The organism is Dietzia sp. 111N12-1, from assembly GCF_001658045.1.
In the GTDB taxonomy this organism is placed as follows: domain Bacteria; phylum Actinomycetota; class Actinomycetes; order Mycobacteriales; family Mycobacteriaceae; genus Dietzia; species Dietzia kunjamensis.
On record NZ_LSSV01000001.1, the window covers coordinates 30,414 to 55,404 of the forward strand.

A 24,991-nucleotide genomic window follows, 5' to 3' on the forward strand; every position below is an offset into this window, starting at 1 on the left:
CGGTCAGCGCGCCGGGTCGTCGGCCGGGCGCAACGCCACGGAGCCGGCCTGCCACCGGTCCGCGAGGGTGGGGCGCAGGGGTCGGGCGAGCTGGGTCATGATGCCCCGGCCGCGCAGTTCGACGCTGCGGCCCAGCACCCAGCGTGCCGCCTCGGGGGCGTCGGCCCGGTGGATCGTGGCCGCCGACGCCAGAACGTGTCCCTGCTCCATCTTGGCCAGCGTGGTGAGGCGGGCGGCCTCGTTGACCGGGTCGCCGATGACCGTGTACTCGAACCGCTTGGCGTGGCCGATGTGTCCGGCGATGACGGTGCCGTAGGAGACGCCGATCCCCGCCGTGAGCGGGGCCAGGTCGGCGAGTCGGCTCTGCAGTGCACGCGCGGCCCGCAGCGCACGGCCGGCCTCGTTGTCCACCTCCAGCGGCGCCCCGAAGACCGCGAGCAGGGCGTCGCCCTGGAACTTGTTGATGTACCCGCCGTTGGTGTCGACGGACTCGACGGCGATCCGGAAGAAGTCGTTGAGCACGGAGACCACCTCGGCCGGCTCATGGGCCGCCGCGAACTCCGTCGAACCGGTGAGGTCGACGAACAGCACCGCGACCTGGCGCTCCTGCCCGCCCAGTTCGGTGCCCCGCTCGAGCGCGTTGCGTGCGACGTCCTCGCCCACGTAGCGACCGAAGAGGTCCTGGATGGCCTCACGTTCCTGCAGGCCCGTGACCATCTCGTTGAACCCCTGGGCGAGCTGGCCGATCTCCGAGCTGTCATAGATCGTCACGCGGGTCTCGAGATCGCCCTGCTTGACGCGACTGACGCCCGCCTGCATCTCGCGCACCGGGTCGGCGATCGAGTCCGAGACCAGCCCCATGCCGATCGCGCCGGCGATCACGGCGACACTCGCCAGCACCGCGAGGGCGACGAGGATCAGACCGGGGTCGTCGCCGAACAGGCCGAACCAGTGTCCGGTGAGGATGAGCAGGATGCCCGCGATGGGGATGACCGTGGTCAGTGACCAGCCGAGGAAGATCCGGCGACGCACACCGGGTACATGGCGGCTCTCCGGCACCCCCCTGGACAGGGCGCGGACCGTGATCGGTCGCATGATCCGCTCGGCCTGCAGGTAGGAGATCAGGCAGGTGGTGCTGCCGCCGAGCAGGCTGGTCACCGCCACGATGAGAGCCAACCTGGGGGAGTGGCCCACGTTGACGGCGACGAACAGCAGCGTCCCGGTCACCCACATGGCGCCGGAGATGAGCGCCTGGTGGAACGGCAGGCGCAGGGTGCGCCGGCGGATGGCGCCGTCGAAGTCCGCCCCCGACCGGTCGACCCGCAGCACGGGCAGGAGGAGCAGCGTCGAGGCGATGACGCCGCCGACGAAGGCCAACACGAGATAGCCGATGAACAGGTACTGGTTGAGGAAGCGGAACTGGTCGAGGTCGAGGAACCGGTCCATCGGCAGGACGAAGCGCAGGAACGAGAACACGAAGACCGCGCCGATGATGTTCGCCTGCACCATCGTCAGGGCATAGACGGGCCAGGGGGTGGCCCACAGCCACCTGAACAACCTGACCCATCGTTCCATCGGCCCAAGCCTAGTTCGCGCCGGTGATGCCGGGACCGCAGGTGTGTCGGTGGGCGGGGATAAGGTGGGGGCCATGCCCGGGGTGTTCGATCGGTTGGCCGGACAGGCCGACGTCGTGGCGGAGCTGACGGCTGCCGCCACGGCCGCTCGTGCCCGCGTGCCGGGACAGGGGTGGGATGCCTCGGACGCCCGGATGGTCCACGCCTGGCTGTTCACCGGTCCGCCGGGTAGCGGCCGCAGCGTGGCGGCCATGGCGTTCGCCGCCGCCCTGCAGTGCGAGGACCCGGACGTGGTGGGCTGCGGGGAGTGCCGGTCATGCCACACGGTGCTGGCCGGCACCCACGCGGACGTGCACCTGCTCGCCCCGCAGGGCGTCAACATCCTGCTCAAGGACGTCAAGGAGACCATCCACCGCGCGGCGAGCCGCCCCGGCACCGGGCGCTGGCAGATCGTGGTGGTCGAGGAGGCGGACAGGCTCACCGAGCAGTCCGGGAACGCCCTGCTCAAGGTGGTGGAGGAGCCGCCCAGTCGGACCGTGTTCCTCCTGTGCTCGCCGACCACCGACCCGATGGACATCATGGTGACCCTGCGGTCGCGCTCGCGGAACGTCGCGCTGCGTCAGCCGGACGCGGCGGCGGTCGAGCGTGCGCTGCTCGCCGGCGGGGACCCGATGGACCCCGATCTGGCCCGGTGGGCGGCGTCGGTCTCCTCGGGCCACGTGGGTCGTGCCCGGTGGCTGGCCACCGATGAGGCGACCCGGGAGCGGCGGGACGTCGTCCTCCAGCTGCCCATGGTCATGCACAATCCGGGCCGGGCGTTCCCTCTCGCGGACCGGCTCGTCAGCGCCGCTGAGCAGGAGGCGTTGGCCCGCAACAGTGAATCCGACGAGCGCGAGGTCGAGGAGCTGCGCACCGCGCTGGGCGCGGGCGGCACCGGCAAGGGCACCGCGTCGGCCGGGCGGGGTGCGACGGGCGCGGTCAAGGAACTCGAGAAGGCCCAGAAGTCGCGACGGACCCGGTCCACCCGCGACTCACTGGACCTCGCGCTGGTCGACCTGGCGGGGTTCTACCGGGATGCGCTCATGTCGGCGCTCGGCGCCCGTGAGGTCGACCCGGTCCATCCGGACAAGGCGGAGGAGGCCGCGAGGCTCGGCGGTCACTACCCGGCCGCGGCGATCCTCCGCGCGATCGAGGCGATCCAGGAGTGCCGGGCGGCGATCGAGGTCAACGTCAAACCCAAGTTCGCGGTGTCCGCCATGGTCGGCGCGATCCGCGCTGCACTGGGCTGACAGCCTGGCGGGGGCGGGTCGTTTTTCGGCGGTGGGGTTCGGTCGGATATAGTTGCGACGCCCCACAAGGGCTCGCCGCGTTAGCTCAGTCGGTAGAGCATTTCACTCGTAATGAAAAGGTCGTCGGTTCGATTCCGACACGCGGCTCCACTAGGAAGGCCTCTGACGTGCACCAGCGCGTTAGGGGCCTTTCGAGCATCTGTGCGAAGTCTGCTGTGTGATCACACTATGAACACGAGCGTTCCTCAAAGTGCTACATGGTACGGACGGCGTGAGTTACCTTTCCGGGGTGACGACGACACTGGCTACTTGGACCTGTGACACATGCGGCGAGACGATCGACGGGCCCGAGCAAGGCATCGTGGCGTGGGGCCATTCCCCGGCTGACGAGTTCGCGGTCGACCGCTTTGTAATTGTCCACAGGTTGTCAGTACGGCCATCCTGCGACCCGGATGGCAATACTAGTTCGATGGAACTGGCCCATATGGTTGGAGACCAGGGTTTCGCGATCTTGCTGTCGTTCCTCAGCGTGGGGCCGATTCGTGGCGGGGGAGGACAGAAGATCACGAACTTCGACAACTACGTCGATACAGTTCGCCGCCTCCAGGTACCTGGCTACGAGCAAGCCCGCTCAAAGTTCGGCAGTCAGGAAGTCGCAGACGAGTTTGGGGACGCGACTGAATACTCCCCTTACCTTCCCGAGACGCTGGAGAAGATTATTCGTCTCTAGCGCGCCTGGTTGCGAGGGATGAGTGCGCGCATCGCATCGACAGCAGCCGCGCTCGCATCGTCGTAGACGCTCGTGTAAACGTCTGACGTGATCGCCGTGGATGAATGCCCGAGCACGGTTGAAACGACCTTCATGGACGAACCAGAGGCCAGCATGAGGGACGCTGCCGCGTGGCGTAGGTCATGGAATCGCACGGGCGGAAGATCAGCCTTGAATGCCTGGCGCTGGAACTCCTTCAGGAGCCACGAGGGATCGAGGTCTGTCCCGTCCTCGCGCACGAACACTCGGGAGGTGTGGGAGTAAGCAGGACCCCAGGCGAGACGATCAGCATTCGTGCGAGCGCGATGGGCCTTGAGGACTTCCACACCCTCCTTGCCGATAGCGACGACGCGACCTGACGCGCTGGACTTGGGCGAGTCCTCCTGAACCTTGCCCACGACGTTGACGAGTTGGCGCTCAATCGTGATCGTGCCCGCGTCCATGTCTACGTCTGCCCATCGAAGGCCACACACTTCCCCTCGCCTCATGCCTGTGTGTGCAGCGACGTAGAAGAGGGCGTAGAGCCGGTGCTGTTCGACGTGATCGAGGAAGGTCCCAAGGTGATCCCCTCGCCACACCATCACACTGGTCGGGCGCTTCGCCTTACGACGGGCGAGGGAGGGTGTGGATCCCTTGTTGATCAATCGCTGGACCTCTGCTCGCCACTCGTCCTCTCGCGCACGCGTCCACACAAGGGCCTTCGTGCGAGTCGCGGTGGGCATCTTCACGAGGGCTGCCGGATTCGTGGAGATGTAGCCCTCACGCATAGCGTCGCTTAGCGCGCTTCTGAGGACCGCTCGCACACGTTGTGTCGTCGCGTTCCCGGTAGACGACGTACGGCGATTCTGGGCGCTGGTATTGACCTCCTGCAGCATCGTCGTGATGTGATGCGCTCGCAGGTCGGCCAAGGCGATGCTTCCCAGGTGGGGGATGAAGACCTTCTCGATGTAGCGCCTGTAGTGCGCTGCGGTGTTCGCCTTCACGTTGTGTTTGCTGTCGATCCAGCGGGTGAGGAAGTCGCCCGTCGTGATGCGCTTGTCTACGCGAATGCCGTTGGCCGCTTGTGCTCGCAGGTCATCCATGACCTTCTCGGCTTCGTCGCGAGTATCGAACCCAGATCGTGAGACCTGTCGGCGCTCGCCTGTGTGCAGCGTGAGGCTGAGCGTGAAAGCCCACGCGCCGTGGTTCGCCCACTGGCCGTTCGCTCGCTTCAACTTGGGGCAGGACCGCCCGAGTTGCTTGCGCTTCCCGGTGCTCGGGTCCAGTTCTGAGCAGCCGCACCGTCGATAGACAGAGCCACGGGCCATTGCTTATTCCTCCATCTGCTGGCGAATGATCTTCGAGAGGCGCTTGGTCATGCCGCCCCGTAGGGTGCGCAGTTCTCGCGGGGACTTGTCGCCGTGCTCGCTGAGTCGCTTGTCGCGCTCGGCGGTGAGCGAGTGGCCCCAGAGGTCCACGGCAATCTGCGTGACCTGTTCCTGGGTGATGCCAAGGACACGCGCCGCGCTTTCGTCTGCGCTGTAGTCCTCGACGGTCGAGAAGTCGACGGACACGACCCGGGAGGGTGTGGGAGTCTCGCCCGCGAGTGCCTCACGGATGACGCTGCGCTTCATGCTCATGTGTTCAGTCACGGCCACATCACCTGTGCCGGCGAACCATGAGGCGAGCGGGCAGTCAAAGACTGTTGAGAGAACGAGCAGTTCGTCAATGGTGATCGACTGACGACGACCCGTCTCAATCGTCGTGACGTTGGCCTGGGTCCATGAAAGGCCCTTTGAGCTGGCCTTGCTCGCTACCTCCGCCTGGCTAAGACCAGCAGATATTCGCTGCTTGCGCAGGTTCTCGCCGACGATCCGTCCGGTGCTCGATTCGCTCATGAACAAGACTGTATCACCTTCATACCATGCTTTTGACTCAGGTCATGAACGCATGGCACATTGTCACCGTTCGATCATGAATCAACTCAGAACGTGACATGAGGAAGGTGAAGTCATGGCTATGACGAGGGAAGAACTGCTGGCATTACCCGCGACGATCAAGGTTCCGCAACTGGCCAAGGCACTGGATGTCTCGACGACTTACGTCTATCGGATGATCAAAGAAGACAGGCTGCCGGTGCCGATGCATCAACTGGGATCGAACTTCAAGTTCCCGACAGCGCCCCTTCTCGACTACCTCGGGATCAGTGACGGGGGAAGTGATCCCACACCCTCCGTGCAGGGCGAGACGATGACGACGCGCAAGGGGAAGGTGATCGTCTCCACGAAGCGATACAACTACCGCGGTCGATCCGTCCTTGGCGCTGATCTGATCGCAGGCGCTCGCATCTTCGGGGTGGGGGCATGACTGTGGCGACCACCGACGAGGGCGTGGATATCGACACAGCGATGAACCACCTGGCCCAGATGTGGGGCGAGACAGAAGGCTATGCCTGGCTCGCTCGATGCACGCGGGGAGAAGTTGTCAACGGAAGGCCGGAAGCCAAGGGATGGACTCAGGAGTCCCTCGAGTGGCCCGCAGGGCGAGACGATGTGCGCGAGTACATCGAGATCTACGCGACGACACATGAACTGTTCTACTGCCCGTTCGTGCATAGGAGCGCAGACAGCAAGCGCAAGGGAGCGTCCGTCGAGCGACGGTGGGTGTGTGTCGATCAGGACCGACCGATAACGAATCCAGACGCGCTCGCGCCGACGCTCATCGTTGAGTCGGGCACGCCCGATCACTCGCACCTGTACTACTCAGTGCCGGAGGGTGTGGGAGTCGATGAGTACCAGCCTTTCGCGCAGGGCATCGGCGATGTGCTCGGGTGCGGGAATGACAAGACGACCGACGAGGGATTCCTGCGAGTTCCTGGAACGCTCAACTTCAAGCACGACCCGCCCGCAGTGTGCGAAGTCAAGGACCGACCCGGCGTGACGTACACCCAGCAGGGCCTCAGCGTCGCTGTGAACGTGCGACCGAGTGCACACACGCATGACCGGGTGCCAGGCGCTCAGAATCGCTCTCAGGGCCTCCAGTTCGAGGACGTGCCGGATATGCGTCGCAACGGGACGATCAAAGGGCGACTCAACCGCGAGCTGGAGCGCATCGCACAGGGTGACGACGGGTCTGCTTCTGCATACGCCGCCGTGAAGGAATGTCTCAGGGCTGGTTACTCGTCGGGTCAGGTGGCGACGATTCTTCGGGAGCACGTGGCCCTAACGAACGTCCGCGAGCACTACGCAACTGACGAGGACCTGCTGCGAGACGTTCAGCGCATCGCGGGGAAGGTTGCGAAGCTAGATTCGCCGCTGAGCGCCTGGCGCCGTCCCGCATGAGTGCATGCATGGTCACCGTGTCCCAGACGCTCACGGGCGCTGCTGTGTCGGACCCACCCGCTACGCTGCTCACATGACGGAAAGCAAACAGCCGCAGATCGAGGACGCACCGAACTCCGCGTACGCGCTTAGGGACCTGTTCGAGCGTGTGCGAACCTCAGGGAAAGACAACTTCCAGAACGGGTGGGCAAGCGCATTGGGTGCGGGCTTTCCGTCGCGAGAGTTCTCCGAACGCCATTCAGCGATGATGGACCTATTCGGTGAGGTTTCTGCGATGGTTCGCGCCTTCCCGGACGAGTCGCGTGAGTACCGCAGGTATTCCCCTTACCTGCAGAAGTGGCATGGTTACGCCATTGGTTTCCCTAATTGGAATGCGGGAATCAAGCTCGCTGAGCATCTCGATGTGCCTGTACTCGATCAGCTTGAAAGTCTTGGCCAGTTTCTAGAATCTTCTAATTCATACCCGTCGGGGCAGGCAACGTCCTCTGAACTCACTGAGCTCTTGCGAGCGTTGGAGGCTTTAAAAGACGTAGTCGACGCTGCAGAAGTTCCCCCGGCGATCCGTGATCGGATTGCGTATCATCTTCGCCAGGCCGAGTGGTACATGGCTCACGCTTCCACTTTCGGGGCGGCAGCGATAAAGCGACACGCGACCTCAGCCGCTTCCGAGGGGTTGGGGTTGTTCTCGCGTGTAACCAGTCCCGAACTAAAGAAGAAGATTAGCAATGCGGCATTGTGGATATTCGCCGCGCTTGGACATGTCGAGGATGTAACTGGCGACGTTCACGGGATTATCGAGGATATGACAGGGACGTACTCTGCGATTGAGCAGGTTGTCGCGACTGACGGTAACGACGAGGCGAGTGACTAACTACTCCACCGCCCCCGCACGAGACGAGGGCAGCAGGAGGGTGTGGGATTACTCGGCGGGCACGCAGTCCTCGCACAGGGACGAGCCGGACGCTTCGTCGTGGTACAGATCGACCTTCGCGCCGCAGTTGTCGCACGGGCCTTGGTCGTTGGCTGCTTCTCGCGCGGCCTTTCGCTCAGCCTCCCAGGCAACGAACTCCTTCTTGACCTTGGCAACGTCCTTCGCGGGTAGGGCGTAGCGTTTGCCTGATCCCACACCCTGCGAGGTTGCACGCAGGAACACTCGCAGGGTCTTCGGGTCGGTGCCGACCTTCTCGGCGACCTCGCGAGTGGAGAGAGTCTTGGGTTCGGTCATGGTGTCCTCCTGGGCAGTGGGGTTCTGACGTGAGGACGATAAGAGACTTTGCTCGCTACCCCGAAAGACTCTTGTGCATCATCTCCGACATGCGGAACGCTGCGTCGCGTCCGCCATTGCCTCTCGCAGGCCCTCCCTTGAGGCGAGCGCGCGTGCAGTCGCGTCGTGCGTCGCGGGTGTCGTCGTGATCGCAGTGTCGGTGTGTCAGGCGTTGGTACCACTCGTAGACGCAGGCCTTGCGTTCCTTGTAGGAGTCGGGGTGCGAGCACAGCGTGTGGCACGTGGACGTGGAGTAGTTCTGGTGCGAGTGGTCGAGTTTCATGTGTCGAATGCTATTGCCGTGCGGGACATGTCGAGCCTCTGCAGTGTGATCACAATGTGCACACACACGTCATTGCACGAGAGTCAGTGAAAGCGATAGGAAATAGGCTTCTTACTGGGCTTTTGTGAATTAGAGTGTGATCACGAATCACGACGTGAATAGGTTCAGAGCTAACTCGTAATGAAAAGGTCGTCGGTTCGATTCCGACACGCGGCTCCACCAGAAGCTCCACGAACCCCGGTCCCCCCAGGCCGGGGTTTCGCCGTCTCCCGGCCGCGGCACCGAGCGGAGGGGCCGCGGCGCCGAGCGGAGGGGAGGCGTCGGCGAACGGTGACGGCGACCTGGGCCACTGGATACAGTCGGGTACCGACGAGGTGGTCCGACACCGGGCCCCCGGAACGACAACGCCGATCCCGCTACCCAGGAAGAAGCCCCATGGCCTCAACGCCCCTGCTCGTCGAGCGAGCCGACCACATCGAGACGTGGACGCTCAACCTGCCCGACGTCCGTAACCCCATCTCGGATCCGGCCATCGTCGACGCGATCTGTGAGCGGGTGGCTGTGGTCAACGCGGACCACGACGTGCGTGCGGTCGTGCTCACCGGGGCGGGATCGGCGTTCTCCGCGGGCGGCAACGTCAAGGACATGGTGGACCGGGCCGGCATGTTCGGGGGAAGCCCGTACGAGCTCCGCGACGGGTACCGCCAGGGCATCCAGCGGATCCCGCGCGCCCTGTACCACTGCGAGGTGCCGGTGGTGGCCGCGGTCAACGGGCCGGCGGTGGGCGCGGGGTGCGACCTCGCCGTGATGTGCGACCTGCGGGTGGCCTCCGCCAAGGCGTGGTTCGCGGAGAGCTTCGTCCAGCTGGGCATCATCCCCGGCGACGGGGGTGCCTGGCTGCTCACCAAGGCGATCGGCCCGGCGAGAGCCGCGGAGATGGCCCTGACCGGGGACCGGGTCACGGCCGAGCAGGCCGCCGAGTGGGGCCTGGTCAACCGGGTGGTCGAGCACGACGCGCTGATGGACGCCGCCCGGGAGCTGGCGGCCCGGGTGGCCAAGAACCCGCCGCACGCGGTGCGGATGGCCAAGCGCCTCCTGCGCGAATCCCAGCACCAGTCGCTGGAGTCGCTGCTCGAGCTCTCGGCGACGATGCAGGCGCTCGCCCATCACACCGAGGATCACCGCGAGGCTCTCGCCGCGTTCGGGGAGAAGCGCGCCGGCACCTACACCGGTCGCTAGCGGGTCCGATGTCGTCACGAATCGCCCCACCGACCACCCTGGCGTCGGAGGAGATGACCACCCTGCGGGCCGAGGTGCGGGAATTCCTCGCCGACGAGAGCGCCGCAGGCCGCCTCACCCCGTGGATCGACACGTGGCTGACGAGGTGGGACGAGGACTTCACCCGCCGGTTGGCCGAGCGCGGCTGGGTGGGGATGACGATCCCCACCGAGTACGGGGGGCGGGGGCGCACCTTCCTCGAACGTTTCGTCGTGACCGAGGAGCTGCTCTCCGTGGGCGCGCCCGTCGCGGCGCAGTGGGTCGCCGACCGCCAGATCGGCCCGTCGCTACTGCGGTACGGAACCGAGGAGCAGAAGCGCGAGTACCTGCCCCGGATCGCCGCGGGCGAGTGCTGCTTCGGCATCGGGATGAGCGAGCCGGACTCGGGATCCGACCTCGCGAGCGTGCGGACGAAGGGCGTCCGGGTCGACGGTGGCTGGTCGATCACCGGGACCAAGGTGTGGACGTCCGGGGCGCAGCACGCCGAGGCCTTCATCGCCCTGTGCCGCACCGAGCCCCTGGACACGTCGAACCGCCACGCGGGGCTCAGTCAGTTCATCGTCGACCTGCGTAGCGAGGGCGTCACCATCCGCCCGATCGTGTCGCTCTCGGGCGACCACCACTTCAACGAGGTCGTCCTCGACGAGGTGTTCGTGCCCGACTCGATGGTCTTCGGCACCCTCGGCCACGGTTGGGAGCAGGTCAACTCCGAGCTGGCCTTCGAGAGGAGCGGCCCCGAGCGGTTCCTGTCCTCCTTCCGGGTGTTCGCCGCCGAGATCGGGGCGGTCGCCGAGGGGGCACTGCCCCCGCGCGCCGACCTCGGCCGGTCCGTGGCCCGGATGGCCGGTCTGCACGCGCTCAGCCAGAACATCGCCGGGTCCCTCCAGCGGGGCGAGCCCGCGGACACCGCCGCCGCGCTGGTCAAGCTGTTGGGCACCACCACCGAGGGCGATCTCGTGGACGCGGTCTCCGCGGGCCTCGGCGACGAGTTCGCGGCCGGTGACGACCCGGTTGCGGCCGAACTGACGGACCTGCTGCGGGCGGGACTCCACCAACGCCCCGGATTCACGCTCCGCGGCGGGACCAACGAGATCCTGCGCGGCGTGATCGCGCGAGCACTGGGGATGCGATGAGCGACGCCACCGATCAGCACACCGCGTCTGCGGACCCGGCCGATACGAACGCCGCGACCGCCGACCTCGACGTCGACGAGGACCTGCTCACGATGATGGGAGACGTCCTCGCCGCGCACAACGGCGCCGACGCGAAACCGGACCCGGCTGCGGTGTGGCAGAGCCTGGTCGAGGTGGGACTGGCCCGGCTCACCGCCCCCGAGGCCGGCGGCGGGAGCGGCGCCGGATGGGCGGAGGCGGCTGCTCTGCTCCGCATGTCCGCGGCCGCGGGGGTGGCCGTCCCCTACGCCGAGACCGACCTCGTCGTCGGGCCCCTTCGTCGCGCCGCAGCGCTCGACGACGCCACCACGACGACGGCGACCCTCGCGGTGATCGGCCCCGACGGCCTCGCGCGGCGCGTGGCCTGGGCGGGTGGCACCGACACGGTCCTGTTCGTCCGACGGGCCGGAGGGGACGACGACGAGGTGGGCGGGCACCCGGCCGGCGGGTACGAGCTCGCCGAGGTGCCGACAGGCCGAACCGGCGTCGCGGCCGTCCGCGGGGTGTCCGCGGTCCCGCTGGCCGACGTGAGCCCGCCGGAGGACGCGACGTGGACCGCGGTCGACACCGCCGCTGTCGAGGCCGCCGTCCTGCGGGGAGCACTGGCCAGGTCGGTGCAGTGCGTGGGTGCGGCCGAGGGGATGCTCGACTCGGCCGTCGCGCACACCACCCAGCGGAATCAGTTCGGCCGGCCACTGTCCCGGTTCCAGTCGGTGCAGAACCTCGTCGTCGACATCGCCGCGGAGACGGTTCTCGCGCGAGCGGCGGTCGACCAGGCCGTCGCGGACGCCCTCACCACCGACCTCGGCGGGCCGCTGTCCGGATTCCGGGTGGCCGCGGCGCGCAGCGTGGTCTCGCAGGCCCTGGCGGTGGCCGTCCGCAACGCCCACCAGGTCCACGGCGCGATGGGCACGACCCACGAGCACACCCTGCACCGCCTGACTCTGCCCGCCCTGCAGTGGCGCGGGGAGTTCGGCTCTGCCACGTTCTGGGAGTCCCTGCTCGCCGACGCGGCCGTGGACGGAGGGATGGACGGGGCGTGGCCGATGGTCGTCGAGGGCACCCCGATCGACGGTGCGGCGGTGGCGTGGCTCGACCGCGTGACCCGGGCGCACCCCGCGCCCTCGCGGGACCGCTGAGCCCCGGGCTGGGCCGCGCGCCACGGGCCGCGATCTCGGTACCCTCGACACCAGTACCGAGAAAGGTCGTGTCGTGGAATTCCTCCTCATCGCCGCAGTGATCGCGGTGGCCGTCGCTGTGGTCTCCCGCAGTCAGAACAAGGGCCAGACCCAGCTGGAGGCGCAGCACAATCACAACCTCGCGGACTACCGGGCCGAGGCGGCCCGGTGGGTCGAGCGTCTCGGGGGCCAGGTGTTCAACCTGGACGGCACCGACGAGGCGTCCAAGCAGGCCATGGCCGACGCGTCGGAGCGCTACACGGCGGCCGTGTCCGAGTTGGAGAACGCCCGCACCCCGGTGCAGGCGCAGCTGGCCAAGGACACCGCGCTGGAGGGGCTGTACTACGTGCGTGCCGCGCGCTCGGCGATGGGCCTGGACCCGGGCCCTGAGCTGCCCAAGACCCCCGGACAGGACCGCGCCGGCCGTGTGACGGAGGACCGCGAGGTCGACGTCGAGGGCCGGACCATGAAGGCCGCGACCGATCCGAGCGACGAGACCCCGCACTACTACCCGGGCGGTGTCGTGGCCGGTCGACCGGTCCCGGCCGGCTGGTACTCGGAGCCCTGGTGGGCGTCGGCCCTCACCACGGGCGTGTGGATGATGGGCTCGATGATGATGTTCAACATGATGTTCGCCGGCATGTCGGGCATCGGGTACTCCGGTGAGGACTTCGCGTCCGGGGTGGGCGAGGGCGGCGCCGACGTCAGTGACATGGGCGGCGGCGACGGCGGCGAGGGGTTCTTCGACGGCGGACTCATGGGTGGGGACGGCGGCGATGGCGGAGGCGACGGCGGAGGCTTCTTCGACGGCGGCCTGTTCGGCGGCGATGGCGGGGGAGACGGCGGCGGGGGCTTCTTCGACGGCGGCCTGTTCGGCGGCGACGGCGGCGGCTTCTTCGACTTCTGACCCGGCTGCGGTGCGCCCTGCCCGGCCGCGGTGCGCTGCGGCGGGTTCAGCAGCCGGCCAGGACCCGGTCCATCGCGTCGCGCTCGGCCTGCGTCACCCACAGTCCGTACCGGTCCTTGACCAGCACCTGGCGCGAGACGTACGAGCACCGGAACTCGCGACGCGGCGGGAGCCAGGTCGCGGTGTCGCCGTCGCCCTTCTGCTGATTCGCCCACCCGGCCACGGCCAGCAGGTTGAGCGGGTCGTTGGCGAAGTCACGCCGCTGCTCCTCGGTGAGCTGCTGTGCGCCCTTCTGCCACGCGTCCGACATCGCCACCACGTGGTCGATCTGAACCTCCGATGACGTGTCCTGCCCGCGGACGAAGTCAATCCGCTCCCCGGTGTACGGCCCTTCCAGGACGCCGGTGAGGACCACGCAGTCCCGCGTGCCGGGCCGGAAGGTGATGTCCCGGAGGTCGCGCTGGAGGATGTCGTTGCGGGTGTCGCAGCCGTTGCGGCCGAACTCCACGGACACGTCGTCGGTCCACGACTGCCCGAACAGGTCGCGGTCGTAGCCCGTCTTGGGCGCCCGGCCCTTGACCTCGAGCTGCGGCAGGGCCCCGCGGGCCGCCGCGACCAGGGGATCTCCGGGTGGGCCGGCGTCGGGGTCGACCGGGGGCGCGGGCTCGGCGGGGGGCGCCGGCTGCGCGTCGACGGGCGGGGGCTCCACCGGCGACGACGGCGAGGTGTTCCCCTCCGGGTCGACCGCCGACGTCGGGGGAGTGCCGACCGTGCCCGGGGCGCCGACCGTGCCCGGGGCGCCCTCCTCGGGTTCGGCGCACCAGCCGATCCCGGCCAGCACGGCCACCCCGAGGACGACGGCACCGATTGCACGAGGGGTTCCGGAACTCATGCGGGGCACCCTATCGAGGGCCTCCGACACCCCCGCCCGCGGCCGAGCATCGTCGCAGGCCGGAGCGCACCCACGGGCGCGACTGTGCCCATGATGGTCGTGGCGCCCGTACACCTGCATCGCAGCCGCTCCCCGGGGTGGCGTCTCGCACCCGCTTCGGGGCAGGCGAGACGCCATGTTGACGTGCGGCTGTCGCCCGGGCGTGCAGCCGCGCGAGCGAGACGCCAGGCGCGGGAGCGGATGCGTGGGGCGGGACCGGATGCGCGGCGATGCGGGTCTGCGGGGGCGCAGGCGTAGCGGCCATCGTTCCCGAGCGCCCTGACACTCAGGGGAGGGCACGTGCGCTCCCGCCGGGCCGACTAGCGTGGCCCGCGATGCCCCCCGCCACGTCCAGCCGCCGACCCACCCCGGGCACGCCCGACGACCGCACCCCGGGCACGCCCGACGTTCCCGCGCGGGCCCGGCCGACGGATCGCGGTCGGCTCGTCCTGGCGGCCTGCGCGCTGGTGGTGGCGGCCACGGCGGTGCGCACCTGGGTCGCCGCGGCGGGCTGGTTCTACTGGGACGATCTCCTCCTGCACGGCAGGGCGGCCGCGCAGGCGTTCCCGGATCCCGCGTTCCTGTTCGCGGACCACGACGGTCACCTCATGCCCGGCGCGATGGCCCTGACCTGGGTCGCGGCGCACGTCGCGCCGCTGGACTTCCGCGTGCCGCTGGTACAGATCGCGCTGCTCCAGCTGGTCGCGGGCGCCGCGCTCGCCCGGATGCTGTGGGTCCTGCTGGCCGGCCGGGCGATCCTGCTGGTCCCACTCGTGGCCACGCTCGCGATCCCGCTCGGCCTGCCGTCGGCCACGTGGTGGGCGGCCGCCCTCAACGCGCTGCCGCTCGCCGCCGCGATGGCGTGGACGGTGGCGTCGATAATCCTGCTCGCCCGCTCGGGTCGCCGACGCCATGCCGTGGGTGCCGCGGTGGCCACGGCTCTGGGGTTGCTGTTCGTCGAGAAGGCGCTCATCATCCCGGTGGTGGCCGCGGCGGTGCTGCTGGGGTCGTGGTGGACGGGCGGCGGAACACGCAGTGAGCTGCGGGCCCTGTGGCGTCGGACCCGCTGGGCCTGGTCGGCACTGGCCGCGATCGTCGTGGTGTGGGGGGCGGTGTTCCTCGTCGTCGTCGGCCGTCTCGGAGGAGGATCGTCGGGCGGGTTCCCGGCCGGGACCGAGGGCGGGGACGACACCGGCGGCACCGGCGCCGGGAGCCCGGGGCCCGGATTCGTCGACCTGGTGGACCACACCTACCGGCTGGCGGTGGTGCCGACGCTGGGCGGGGGACCGTGGAGCTGGGAGCGCTGGCACCCGGGACCCCCGATGGCAGACCCGTCGACGATGGCCGTCGTCGTGGGCGCCCTGGCGGTCGCGGCGGTCCTGGCGTGGTCCGTTTTCACCCGGCGGCGCACCGGTGCGATCTGGGTGGCCGCTGCGCTGTACCCGATGGTGACGGTGGTCCTGGTCGCGGTGGGGCGCACCGGCCCGGACACCGCGACGGAGATCGTGCAGACCCTCCGGTACCACTCCGAACTGCCGGTGGTGCTGGCTGCGGCCGCCGCTCTGGCGATCGCCGCACCGCGCCGGCAGGACGCCCGGCGCCGGCAGGACGCCCCGCGCCGGCAGGACGCCGCGCCCGGGGAGCGCGCCGCGCCCGAGGGGGACCCCGCCCCGCGGATCGGCCGCGCGGGGACCTGGTTGCCGATGGCGGGCGCGCTCGGCCTGGTCGCGCTGCTCGCCTCCTCCGCCGTCTCGACCGTCTCGTACCGCCAGGTGTGGTCGGAGCAGCCGTCCCGCGACTACACCGAGCCGCTGCTCGCGGCGCTGCGCGAGCGCACCGAGCCCCTGCTCGACAAGGAGGTCCCGCTCGAGGTGCTGCTCCCCCTGACGACGCCCGCCAACCGGCTGTCCGCGCTGCTCGCCGGGGTGCCGGGGGTCCCGGCGGTGGGGGCGTGGACCCGCGACCCGGTGGCGATCGACGCGCACGGGGCCCTGCATCCCGCTGACGTGGTCCCGGGCCGCACCATCCCGCAGGGGACGGTGCCCGGGTGCGGCCACCGGGTCGGTCCGGACGGCGCCCGGATCGCCCTGGACGGGCCGCTGATCGGGCGCGACTGGGTGGTGCGGCTCCACCTCCTCGCGGACGCGGACGGTCACGTGGCGGTCCGCCTCGACGACGGCGACGAGGTGACGGCTCCCGTCCAGGCCGGGCCGGGGACGGTGTACGTCCGCCTCGAGGGCGGGGGGACGGGCCTGACCGTCTCCCCGGGCGGGGGCGCCTCCCAGCTGTGCGTGGGCAGCGGACCGGTCGGCGTACTCGTGCCGCGCTGAGGTTCCACGGCCCGGTGGACCATAATGGGCGGGTCGGACGGCGGGCCCACGGACGCCGAGAGGGACACGGACACGGACAGGGCCAGAACACGGACAGGTCCAGGAACGGAGGCGGGTCATCGACATCGCGTTGGTCATGATGACCCTCACCGCGCTCCTGGTGGTGCCCGGCGCGATCGTGGGCGCCGCCGCGCAACTGCCCCTGCGTCTCGCGCTGGGCACGTCGATCCCGGTCTCGTTCGGGATCGCCGCGATCGCCGGTTACGTCTACGGCCGGGTCGGGGTGCCGTGGTCGCTCGGCGGGTACGTGGTCGCCACGGCCGCGACCGCCGCGGTGGTCGGCGTGGTGGGGCTGCTGATCACCGGGGCGACGTGGGTGTGGCGACGACGACGACGGAGTCGCGACGCCACGCCGGCGGACGGGCGACGCCGTCGCCGACTCCGCCGAACCGGCCGGGTCGGCCGACTCCGCCGGGTTCGCGGAACCGCCGGGGTCGAGCGCCCCGGCCGGGTGGACGGCCGGCCCGGGCGGCGCTCGTGGTGGTGGCTGTTGCCGGGCGCGGCCATCCTGGCGAGCGCCTGGCTGATCGGCCAGATGATCCTCACCGAACTCTCGGCGACCCCCGGCGGCACGGCGAACATCTTCCAGGGCTGGGACGCCCACTGGCACGCCAACTACATCCGCTTCATCCATGACCTCGGCGTGGCGTCGCCCGACCTCGCCGGGGAGCTGCGTTACCCGGAGAACGGCGCGACGCTCTACTACCCGAGCACGTGGCACTCGATCGCCGCCCTGGTCATGGGCCTGCGCGGGATCGGCGCCGTCGAGACGTACAACCTCGTGCAGATCGGCAGCGTCGCGCTCGTGTTCCCGCTGGGCGTGGCGGCGTTGGCGTGGCTGATCACCCACCGCCGGTTCTCCCGGCCCGTGGTGGCCACCTCGGCGGCCGTGGCCGCGATGGCCACGCCGCTGTTCCCGGGGCTGCCTTTCGTCGAGGTGATGGTGGCCGCCACCCCGTCGGCCGTGGCCAACGGCATGGCCGGCCTGGGGGCCGCGGTCGTGGTGGCGGCCCTGGCCGATCGGCGGCTCATCCCCGCCGCCGCGCTCGGGCTGGTCGGCATCGGCGGCGTCCACCCCTCGGCCATGGTCACCGCGGCCGTGTTCGTGCTGTTCTGGTGGCTGTTCGACGGGCTGTGGCGGCCGGTCCGCGGCCGCGTGCGCGACTTCGTGGTGTTGGCCGGTATCGGGCTGGCCGGGGTGCTCACCTTGTTGCCGCAGGTGCTCACGGTGTCCGAGGAGGCCGACGACATCTCGGCCTTCGAGTTCCAGATCGACGCCGACCGCGCCGCCACCTGGGGCAAGGCGGTAGCCCTGCAGGTGCGCCACGTGGAGGACTGGGGCGTGCGGTGGGTGCTGTTGTCCCTGGCCGCGCTGGGCCTGGTGGTGATGCTGCGCCGCAAGGTGTTCTGGCCGCTGCTGCTGTGGGGCGGGCTGCTGGTGGTGTGCGTCAACTCGATGAGCGTGTTCGGCAACTGGACCGGCGGTGTGCTCCGCGGGATCGGCAGCATCTACTACAACGACCCCCGCCGGATCGGGGTGGTGCTGGCCGTGGTCGTGGCCGCGGCGGTGGGTGTGGGCGTCGGGGCGACCGTCCAGGCGCTGGCGGGATGGTTGGGCAGGCTGGTCGATCCCCTCACCGACCCGGACGGTGGCGGCGTCCGGCTCGCCCGGGCGGCCGTGGCATTGGCGGCCCTGGTCGGGGTGGGGTCCTGGGTGGTGCAGGCCTCGCCCGAGTACGCGGTCGCGGCCGGGGTGAACCAGCGGTGGAACCGCATGGTCGACGAGCACGACCTGCGCGCCTTCCGCTGGTTGTCCGAGCAGCCGCAGGCCTACTCGGGTCTCATCTACACCAATCCCGACGAGGGCTCGGGCTGGATGTACGCCACCGACGGGTTGCCCTCGACCTCGCGGCACTACCTGCAACCCGGCGCCACGGCCCCGCTGACCACCTATCTGTTCTCCCGGATGGATGAGGCCGGGGTGAACCCCCGCGTCGACCGGGCGTTGGGGGAGCTCGGTGTGACGTACGTGTACGTGAGCCCGCCCAACTACTGGGGGTTCCAGAAGCCCAACGAGCACCTGTTGCGCCTCGACGGCACGCCCGGCCTGGTCAAGGTGTACGCCGAGTCGCAGGTGCGGATCTACGCGGTGCGGGACGCGTTCACCGACGCCGAACTGGCGCAGATGGTGGAGGACTCCCCGTTCCCGCCCGAGCGGCGGTCCCCGCTCACCCGGGCGACCGGGACATACGGGCCGGAGTGACCTCGCTACCGGTCCCACGGTCGTATCCTGTGCACGGGCCTGAAGGTGAGGGAGCCGCGGCGGTGTCGTCGCAGACGAGGGGAGGGCATCACATGCGCGCGTTGGTGACGGGAGGGGCCGGGTTCATCGGGTCGACCCTGGTGGACAGGCTGCTCGGTGAGGGCCATGACGTGACCGTGGTGGACAACCTGTCCCGGGGGCGGCTCGAGAACCTGGCGGCGGCCCGTGAGGCCGGTGACCGGTTCGAGTTCCGGGAGCTGGACCTGACCGACCCCGCCATCGAGGACGTGGTGGCCGCCGCCCGGCCGGAGGTCATCTTCCACCTGGCCGCGCAGATCGACGTGCGCCTGTCGGTGGAGGATCCGGTCCACGACGCCGAGGTCAACGTCGTCGGCACCGTCCGGCTGGCCGAGGCGGCCCGCAAGGTCGGGGTGCGCAGGATCGTCTTCACCTCCTCAGGCGGGTCCATCTACGGGCCCGTGACCGAGCTGCCCGTCGCCGAGACCCGACCGGTGGACCCGCTGAGCCCGTACGCCGCCGGCAAGGTGGCCGGTGAGATCTACCTGGAGATGTTCTCGCGCCTGTACGGGATCGAGTGGGCGGGCGTGGCGCCGGCGAACGTGTACGGGCCGCGGCAGGACCCGCACGGCGAGGCCGGGGTGGTGGCGATCTTCTCCCAGCGGCTGCTGGCCGGTCAGCCCACGCGCGTGTTCGGCGACGGCGGCAACACGCGCGACTATGTGTTCGTCGACGACGTGGTGGATGCCTTCGTCCGCGCCGCCGAGGTCCCGGCCGCGGCGGGGCTGCGCTTCAACGTGGGCACCGGCGTGGAGACCACAGACCGTGGGCTGCACACCCTGGTCGCCGAGGCCGCGGGGGCCGCTGATGATCCCGAGTACGCCCCCGCCCGCCTGGGGGATGTCGCCCGCTCGGCCCTCGATGCCGAGCGCGCTGCCGAGGTACTCGGCTGGACGCCGCGGGTGACGATCCGCGAGGGCGTCGCCCGGACGGTCGACTACTTCCGCGACTGACGTCCTTCCGCGACTGATGCGCTAGTTCTCGCCGGCCTCGGCGCGCGCGTCGCCGTCGGCGCGAGCAGTTCCGTCCTCACCCGCGTCGCCCTCCGCCTCGGCGGCGCCGGCGGCCCCGACCGCGTCGGCGCCCACGGCCGCGGCGCCGACGGCGTCCGGTTGCGGGGCGAAGTTGGGCCGGGGCAGGAACGGGCGGAGCAGGTCCGGGAATCCGGGCGCGGGCCGGGCACCGTCGGGCGCGGTGACCTCGAGTTCTCCCTCGCCCTGACCGGCGTCGTCCGCGCCGTCCGTGGCGTCACCCGCGGTGCCGCCCTCGGCTCCGCCACCGGCGACACCGTCGCCTTCCGCGGGAGCCACCGGAGCCGCCGGCGCAGCGGGCACCACCGGGGCGGGGGCCGCGGGCGCGACCGGGACGACCGGCGCCTGACGGACCGGCTGGACGGCGGCGGCCCGCGGCACCGGGGCCACGGTCGGCACACTGGTCACGGGGGCCACCGGGGCGACCGCCTGCTCGGCCCGGTCGTCGGCGGGCTTGGTCTCGGTGCTCGACTCGGTCGACTCCTCGCTAGTGCTGGTGAGTTCCTCGGTGCTCGACTCGGTGCTGGCGTCCGAGGTGGTGCTCGCGATCGGCTCGGCGGTGGGCCCGGTGGTCTGCGCGGATTCGACCTGCGCGCGGGCCCGCTCGACGGCCTCGGCGCTGCGGTGCGAGTCGTACCAGAGGCCGGCGGAGATCAGCCCGACCGACAGGACGCCCAGGGCGCCCATCCCCACGGTGGTGAGGGACGGTGGGGTGAACCGGGTGTCGAGCGAAGCCATGGGCTCTAGTATCAGACAGCGTCCGTGGGAACGCCAACCTCTTCCCTCGCCGCGCGCGTCGCCGGTGGAACCGTCGTCAGTCGCTCGGGTCCCTCCCAGAGCACGGTCGCCTCGCCGTAGGGGTCCTGATCGCGACGGAGCAACAGGCCCACGGTATGTCGGCGCAGGACGGGCAGGACGCGCCCCTCCTCGCCGCGGTCCACGCGGGTGTGGCGCGCCCGGATCCGCCGTTCCCGCCACAGGGGCACTTGCCCGCCGAGCATCACGGCGAGCATCGCCCGGAACGCCCCGCAGTCCCGGTCGAACACGCCGCCGTGACCGCGTGTGCCGTAGACGGGCGTGCCGTCGGCGAAGTAGCCGGTGTCGAGTCGGACGGCGCCGCCGCCCAGGTCGGAGTGCGACCAGCGCTGTCGCAGGCCGAACCGGATCTGCAGCAGTTCCACGGGGTCTCCGGGTGCGGTGAGGGAGTACCTGCGCACCGGTCCGGGGGCGCGCCAGTCCGACGGCCCGGCGACGCCCACCCCGAGATCGGGCGACTCGGCGTAGATCACCCGGTCGGCGCGCAGGCCGAGCCGTTCGGCGGTGCCCACGATCCGCCCGCCGTACGAGTGCCCCACCACGGTCAGCGCCGCGCCGGGGCACTCGATCTCCATGACCCTGTCCACCTCGCGACAGAAGCGGACCAGGCGCGGCGCCATGGCGTCGGCGAACCGGGGATCGCCGGCATCGGCCATGATGTCTTGCGGGAACTCGCCGTCGAGGAACGTCACCACGGCCAGTCGCCCGCCGCCCGCCTCGACGAGGTCCACCGCGACGTCGGTGTTGACGTGGGACATGTCCAGGTTGGTGCCGGTGCCGGGCACGTACACCGCCACCGCCTCGGTCTCCGGGCCGAGCTCGCCCACCCCCTCGATCATCCGCCCACCGCGGCGCGGTGAGAACGCCGGGAAGGAACGACGACGACGAGCATCACGCCGCGCCATCGTCTCCAGACGCCCGATGCGCGGACTCCACGGCGTACCCGCCAGCTGTTCGCGGTGGAGCGCGGCGCGCACGGCCACCGCGTTGGCGCGGGCCCGCACCGGCCAGGGCACGCCGTACGTCCCGCCCACGGCCTTCGGCTCGGCCAGCGCGAGGAGTCGCCGGTCGGCGACGGGCATGTGCTCGACCGTCGCGTACACATCGGACGGGTCGGCAGGTTCGGGTCCGGCCGAGCCCGGTCCCCAGGCCGCGACCGTGGCGGCGGTGTCGAGCCCGCGGGATCCGCCCGGCCCGCCCGCGACGTCCGGCCCACCCGCGACGTCCGGCCCACCCGCCGCGACCCCGGCGAGCCTGGCCAGGTCGGCCAACGCGTTGTCCACCGCCCGGTCCAGCGTCGCCCTCAGGGCCGCGCGCCCGGGCTCGGGAAGCGGGTCCGGCCCGTCGAGGTCGTCCCAGGAGTCCTCGGCGAGCTCGACCAGCCGGTACACGCCCGCCAGGATCTCGGTCAGGCCGCGGGCCTCGCCGCCGACGGCGTCGGCCAGCGCGTCCAGGGCGGGGGAGCGGGTCGTGGAGGTGAGGAGCGCGTCGCGCGCGGTCGCCAGGGCATCCCGCGCCGAGACGAGGCCGGCGGCCAGGTCGAGTAACCGGATCACCCGGGCCGGCGGCGGGGTCTCCGGCAGTGCGCCGGTCACCGCGGCCGCCGGAACGGCTGGGTGTCGGCGACGGCCCGGGCCGCGTCCCGGACAGCCGCCTCGGACAGCGTGCCCTCCGCGAAACCGTCGGTCAGCTCGAGCAGGCGCGCGATCCGATCGGAGGCGGGGCGAAGGAGGGCGCGGACCTCGTCGTCGTCGTCGATCCTTGAGACCCCGCGCGCCCCGGCGACCCCACCGGCGGCGTCACCCACCCTGCCCGTTCCGGGGTCGTCTCCGGCATGGAGGACCGCGTCGAGTCGTCCGCGCGCCACCCCGAGGCGGCGTCGCAGGCGCGCGGCCTCGCCGCGGACGTCCTCGTTCGCGCCCTCGTCCACGGCTGCGGTCAGGACCGCATCGGGTCGTCGTCGTCCGGGGCCGGCTTCATGACCACTGCGTCGACCTTGTCATCGGGCCGCACTGCGCTGCGTAACGCGATCGTCCGCGCCAGGCGCGAGTACCGCAGTTCCTGCTCGCGGAAACGAACGTAGGTGGACACCGTCACGAACGCGAAGCCCATGACCAGCGCGTACAGCACCAGGTCGGTGCCGCGCTGGACCCCGAGCGCGTTGGCGACCACGGTGAGGTCGTCGGGCCGGATCACGGCGTAGACCATGAACACGACGAACAGCACGAACCCGATCTTCACCCCGGCCTTCGCACGCGCCTTGCGGCGGTTGGCCAGGAAGAACACGACCAGCGCGGCGCCGGCCAGCAGGAGCAGGACCTTGATCATCGGGGCAGCCTCTTTCCCACGAACCCGTCGGAGAGGATGTTGATGCCGTTGAGCAGCGACTGGCCCTTGGACATCGAGTACTCGGTGTAGAGGATGTCGACCGGCTGCTCGGCCACCCGCCAGCCGCGGCTGTCCATGAGCTCCACGAACTCGCTGGCGTGGCTCATCCCGTTCATCCGGAGGTTGAGGTCCTCCGCGACGCGACGGTTGAACACGCGCAGACCGTTGTGGGCGTCGGTCAGACCCAGCCGCCGGGTGCGCGGACTCAGCAGCACCACGGTCCGCAACACGAGGCGCTTGATCAGCGGCACCTGGTCGTCGTCGCGGCGGGGGCGACCGAAACGCGTGCCCACCACGATGTCCACCGGCTCGGAGCGCACCCGCTCCACCATGGCCAGCACGTCCTTGACCTGGTGCTGCCCGTCGGCGTCGAAGGTGACGAAGTAGCGGGCCCCCGGCTGGGCGCGGGCGTACTCCACACCGGTCTGGATGGCCGCGCCCTGGCCCAGGTTCACCGGGTGGCGGACCAGGTGCGCACCCGCGCGGTGGATCGCCGTCGCCGAGTTGTCCGCCGAACCGTCGTCCACCGCCACGATGTTGGGGAACGTCCCACGCGCCGAACGGAGCACCTCCTCGATCACGGTGCCCTCGTTGAAGCAGGGGACGATCAGCCACACGTCGTGGTTACCGACGGTCGAATCACCGCCCGCCACACCCGGCCCCGTATCCCGCACACTGTCACTGCTCATCGGAGGTCGATACTATGCGACCGGACGGACAATCCGGTGACGAGAAGGACGGCGGTTCCCCTGATGGCCATCGACGTGATGCTCCCCTACTACGGGGACGTCGACCACTTCAAGAAGGCCGTGGACAGTGTCCTGGCGCAGAGCTACCGCGATTTCCGGTTGGTCGTGGTGGACGACGGCTACCCGGATCCGGAGCCGGCCCGCTACATGGGCGAGATCACCGCGCGCGACGAGCGGGTGACCTACGAGAAGAACGAGACCAACCTCGGCGCGAACGGCAACTACCGCAAATGCGTGGACATGGTCACCGCGCCGACCGTGGTGATCATGGGCGCCGACGACATCATGCTGCCCAACTACCTGCAGGTCGTGGCCGACGGGTTCGCCGCCGTGCCGGACGCCGCCGTGATGGAGGTGGGGGTCAGCGTCATCGACGAGCACGGCGCGCCCGTCCGGGGGCTGTCCGACTCGGTGAAGGCGTTCACCCAGCCCAAGGCGCAGGGCCGCACCGTGCTGCACGGCGAGAAGCTCATGACCTCGCTCATGCACGGCAACTGGACCTACTTCCCGTCGCTGGCGTGGAACTCCGAGTGGGTCAAGCGGATCGGGTTCCGTGAGGGTCTGGACGTGGTGCAGGACCTCGCGCTGCTGGTTGACGTCATCACCGGGGGCGGCCACATGATCTACGACCCCACGCTGGCGTTCCTCTACCGCCGGCACTCGGCGTCGGACTCGTCGGTCCGCGCCCTCGACGGTCGGCGGTTCGACGAGGAGGCCCGCTTCTTCGCCGGTGAGGCCGACGCGTTCGCCGCCCGCGGCTGGAAGAGCGCCGAGCGGGCCGCGCGCCTGCACGTCACCTCGCGGCTCAACGCGCTGTCGCTGATCCCGACCGCGGCCAGGGCCGGCAAGCTGACCGAGGGCGGCAAGAAGCTGCTCGGGCACACGTTCCGCAAGTTCTGACACACGGGTGATCCCCGAGACGTGGATCCCGCACCGTCGCGACGACGGCGAGGTGGTCGGCTGGATCGACATGACGGTCGCCGAGCCGGCGCTCGTGCCGATCGACAGGCTGGGCCGGCCGATGGGCCCGGTCGACGACTGGCACGAGGCGGAGGCCGCGCTCGAGCGGGTCGGCCTCCGCTTCCTCATGGACCGCTACCTCGTCGATGAGGACGGGCGTGACACCGAGGTCCGCATCGCCCACGTCTACGACGACCGCATCGTGCTGACCACCGTGCTCACCGACGCGGTGGAGGACGTGGGCCGCGAGATCGTCGTGCCGTTCCCGGCGCAGGCATCGCTGCGGAGGGCATAGCGGGTCTCTTTTGCCGGGGCCCGGGTGGGCCCGTGCTCCCCGGCGCGCCCGCCGGG

Annotated in this window: 25 protein-coding genes and 1 tRNA gene; 15 read left to right on the forward strand and 11 right to left on the reverse strand. The window is 70.2% G+C overall.

The features are described 5' to 3' along the window. Nucleotides 1-3: 3 nt before the first annotated feature. Nucleotides 4-1,575: an adenylate/guanylate cyclase domain-containing protein gene (locus tag AYO52_RS00145; protein WP_067711467.1), complete on the reverse strand. Its 1,572-nt coding sequence runs from the start codon at nucleotides 1,573-1,575 to the stop codon at nucleotides 4-6. A gap of 73 nt (nucleotides 1,576-1,648) precedes the next feature. Here AYO52_RS00145 and AYO52_RS00150 point away from each other — a divergent pair, with 73 nt between their 5' ends. The 3 genes from AYO52_RS00150 (at nucleotide 1,649) to AYO52_RS18080 (ending at nucleotide 3,593) form a co-directional block, all read left to right on the forward strand. Next, nucleotides 1,649-2,863 carry a DNA polymerase III subunit delta' gene (locus AYO52_RS00150; protein WP_067711469.1) on the forward strand — a complete coding sequence of 405 codons (1,215 nt, stop codon included), beginning with the start codon at nucleotides 1,649-1,651 and terminating at the stop codon, nucleotides 2,861-2,863. Nucleotides 2,864-2,937: 74 nt separating this feature from the next. Continuing rightward, a tRNA-Thr gene (locus AYO52_RS00155) sits at nucleotides 2,938-3,013 on the forward strand. Between the two features lie 139 nt (nucleotides 3,014-3,152). Beyond that, nucleotides 3,153-3,593, forward strand: coding sequence for a hypothetical protein (locus AYO52_RS18080; protein WP_156523474.1), 441 nt, complete (start codon nucleotides 3,153-3,155; stop codon nucleotides 3,591-3,593). Here the strand turns inward: AYO52_RS18080 and AYO52_RS00165 are convergent. Together AYO52_RS00165 and AYO52_RS18085 are read right to left on the reverse strand one after the other, a co-directional pair. Next, the gene (locus AYO52_RS00165; RefSeq protein WP_082923653.1) at nucleotides 3,590-4,939 is read right to left on the reverse strand and encodes a tyrosine-type recombinase/integrase; all 1,350 of its coding nucleotides are present in this window, start codon (nucleotides 4,937-4,939) and stop codon (nucleotides 3,590-3,592) included. The two genes, AYO52_RS18080 and AYO52_RS00165, sit on opposite strands and share 4 nt — an antisense overlap. A 3-nt stretch (nucleotides 4,940-4,942) precedes the next feature. Then, nucleotides 4,943-5,509, reverse strand: a complete 567-nt coding sequence (locus AYO52_RS18085; protein ID WP_156523475.1) for a helix-turn-helix domain-containing protein — start codon at nucleotides 5,507-5,509, stop codon at nucleotides 4,943-4,945. 115 nt (nucleotides 5,510-5,624) lie between these two features. On the opposite strand from AYO52_RS18085, the gene AYO52_RS00175 reads away from it, so the two are divergent. The 3 genes from AYO52_RS00175 (at nucleotide 5,625) to AYO52_RS18090 (ending at nucleotide 7,823) form a co-directional block, all read left to right on the forward strand. Beyond that, nucleotides 5,625-5,978 carry an AlpA family transcriptional regulator gene (locus AYO52_RS00175; RefSeq protein ID WP_156523476.1) on the forward strand — a complete coding sequence of 118 codons (354 nt, stop codon included), beginning with the start codon at nucleotides 5,625-5,627 and terminating at the stop codon, nucleotides 5,976-5,978. Then, a complete protein-coding gene (locus AYO52_RS00180) occupies nucleotides 5,975-6,952 on the forward strand; it encodes a hypothetical protein (RefSeq protein WP_156523477.1) in 978 nt (325 codons plus the stop codon). The genes AYO52_RS00175 and AYO52_RS00180 overlap by 4 nt, the downstream gene beginning before the upstream one ends. Nucleotides 6,953-7,025: 73 nt before the next feature. Continuing rightward, nucleotides 7,026-7,823 carry a hypothetical protein gene (locus AYO52_RS18090; RefSeq protein WP_156523478.1) on the forward strand — a complete coding sequence of 266 codons (798 nt, stop codon included), beginning with the start codon at nucleotides 7,026-7,028 and terminating at the stop codon, nucleotides 7,821-7,823. A gap of 48 nt (nucleotides 7,824-7,871) precedes the next feature. Here the strand turns inward: AYO52_RS18090 and AYO52_RS00185 are convergent, their stop codons facing one another. Both AYO52_RS00185 and AYO52_RS00190 read right to left on the reverse strand, forming a co-directional pair. Beyond that, the gene (locus AYO52_RS00185) at nucleotides 7,872-8,177 is read right to left on the reverse strand and encodes a hypothetical protein (RefSeq protein ID WP_067711488.1); all 306 of its coding nucleotides are present in this window, start codon (nucleotides 8,175-8,177) and stop codon (nucleotides 7,872-7,874) included. A 55-nt stretch (nucleotides 8,178-8,232) separates the two neighbouring features. After that, nucleotides 8,233-8,499 carry a hypothetical protein gene (locus AYO52_RS00190; RefSeq protein WP_067711491.1) on the reverse strand — a complete coding sequence of 89 codons (267 nt, stop codon included), beginning with the start codon at nucleotides 8,497-8,499 and terminating at the stop codon, nucleotides 8,233-8,235. A gap of 435 nt (nucleotides 8,500-8,934) precedes the next feature. On the opposite strand from AYO52_RS00190, the gene AYO52_RS00195 reads away from it, so the two are divergent. The 4 genes from AYO52_RS00195 (at nucleotide 8,935) to AYO52_RS00210 (ending at nucleotide 13,034) form a co-directional block, all read left to right on the forward strand. After that, nucleotides 8,935-9,738, forward strand: coding sequence for a crotonase/enoyl-CoA hydratase family protein (locus AYO52_RS00195; RefSeq protein ID WP_067711494.1), 804 nt, complete (start codon nucleotides 8,935-8,937; stop codon nucleotides 9,736-9,738). Between the two features lie 8 nt (nucleotides 9,739-9,746). Further along, a complete protein-coding gene (locus tag AYO52_RS00200; protein WP_067711497.1) occupies nucleotides 9,747-10,910 on the forward strand; it encodes an acyl-CoA dehydrogenase family protein in 1,164 nt (387 codons plus the stop codon). Next, complete coding sequence (locus tag AYO52_RS00205) at nucleotides 10,907-12,088, forward strand: acyl-CoA dehydrogenase family protein (RefSeq protein ID WP_067711501.1); 1,182 nt, start codon at nucleotides 10,907-10,909, stop codon at nucleotides 12,086-12,088. Before AYO52_RS00200 ends, AYO52_RS00205 begins: the two co-directional genes overlap by 4 nt. A gap of 73 nt (nucleotides 12,089-12,161) precedes the next feature. Next, on the forward strand, nucleotides 12,162-13,034 hold the full coding sequence (locus AYO52_RS00210; protein WP_067711504.1) for a hypothetical protein: 873 nt from the start codon (nucleotides 12,162-12,164) through the stop codon (nucleotides 13,032-13,034). Nucleotides 13,035-13,080: 46 nt separating this feature from the next. Here the strand turns inward: AYO52_RS00210 and AYO52_RS00215 are convergent, their stop codons facing one another. Further along, complete coding sequence (locus AYO52_RS00215) at nucleotides 13,081-13,926, reverse strand: HNH endonuclease family protein (protein ID WP_067711506.1); 846 nt, start codon at nucleotides 13,924-13,926, stop codon at nucleotides 13,081-13,083. A gap of 374 nt (nucleotides 13,927-14,300) precedes the next feature. Here AYO52_RS00215 and AYO52_RS00220 point away from each other — a divergent pair, with 374 nt between their 5' ends. From AYO52_RS00220 to AYO52_RS00230, 3 genes are all read left to right on the forward strand, one after another. After that, nucleotides 14,301-16,295, forward strand: a complete 1,995-nt coding sequence (locus tag AYO52_RS00220; RefSeq protein WP_253701684.1) for a hypothetical protein — start codon at nucleotides 14,301-14,303, stop codon at nucleotides 16,293-16,295. Nucleotides 16,296-16,431: 136 nt separating this feature from the next. Further along, entirely contained in the window at nucleotides 16,432-18,618 is a 2,187-nt protein-coding gene (locus tag AYO52_RS00225) for a DUF6541 family protein (RefSeq protein ID WP_067711509.1), read from the forward strand. Nucleotides 18,619-18,710: 92 nt separating this feature from the next. Further along, the gene (locus AYO52_RS00230) at nucleotides 18,711-19,649 is read left to right on the forward strand and encodes an SDR family NAD(P)-dependent oxidoreductase (RefSeq protein ID WP_067711512.1); all 939 of its coding nucleotides are present in this window, start codon (nucleotides 18,711-18,713) and stop codon (nucleotides 19,647-19,649) included. Nucleotides 19,650-19,670: 21 nt separating this feature from the next. Here the strand turns inward: AYO52_RS00230 and AYO52_RS18095 are convergent, their stop codons facing one another. The 5 genes from AYO52_RS18095 to AYO52_RS00255 are packed head-to-tail and all read right to left on the reverse strand — an operon-like array spanning nucleotide 19,671 to nucleotide 23,620. Next, nucleotides 19,671-20,465, reverse strand: a complete 795-nt coding sequence (locus AYO52_RS18095; protein ID WP_067711515.1) for a hypothetical protein — start codon at nucleotides 20,463-20,465, stop codon at nucleotides 19,671-19,673. Between the two features lie 11 nt (nucleotides 20,466-20,476). Next, nucleotides 20,477-22,138, reverse strand: coding sequence for an alpha/beta hydrolase (locus tag AYO52_RS00240; RefSeq protein ID WP_067711518.1), 1,662 nt, complete (start codon nucleotides 22,136-22,138; stop codon nucleotides 20,477-20,479). Next, nucleotides 22,135-22,473, reverse strand: a complete 339-nt coding sequence (locus AYO52_RS00245) for a hypothetical protein (RefSeq protein ID WP_067711521.1) — start codon at nucleotides 22,471-22,473, stop codon at nucleotides 22,135-22,137. The genes AYO52_RS00240 and AYO52_RS00245 overlap by 4 nt, the downstream gene beginning before the upstream one ends. Before the next feature lie 8 nt (nucleotides 22,474-22,481). Continuing rightward, nucleotides 22,482-22,871 (reverse strand): DUF2304 domain-containing protein, encoded by a 390-nt coding sequence (locus AYO52_RS00250; RefSeq protein ID WP_067711524.1) that lies wholly within the window; start codon nucleotides 22,869-22,871, stop codon nucleotides 22,482-22,484. Then, a complete protein-coding gene (locus AYO52_RS00255) occupies nucleotides 22,868-23,620 on the reverse strand; it encodes a glycosyltransferase family 2 protein (protein ID WP_241261256.1) in 753 nt (250 codons plus the stop codon). Before AYO52_RS00255 ends, AYO52_RS00250 begins: the two co-directional genes overlap by 4 nt. 63 nt (nucleotides 23,621-23,683) lie before the next feature. Between AYO52_RS00255 and AYO52_RS00260 the strand changes: the two genes are divergently transcribed. Then, entirely contained in the window at nucleotides 23,684-24,580 is an 897-nt protein-coding gene (locus AYO52_RS00260) for a glycosyltransferase family 2 protein (protein ID WP_067711529.1), read from the forward strand. 7 nt (nucleotides 24,581-24,587) lie between these two features. Next, entirely contained in the window at nucleotides 24,588-24,935 is a 348-nt protein-coding gene (locus AYO52_RS00265; RefSeq protein ID WP_067711532.1) for a hypothetical protein, read from the forward strand. The last annotated feature ends 56 nt before the right edge of the window (nucleotides 24,936-24,991 follow it).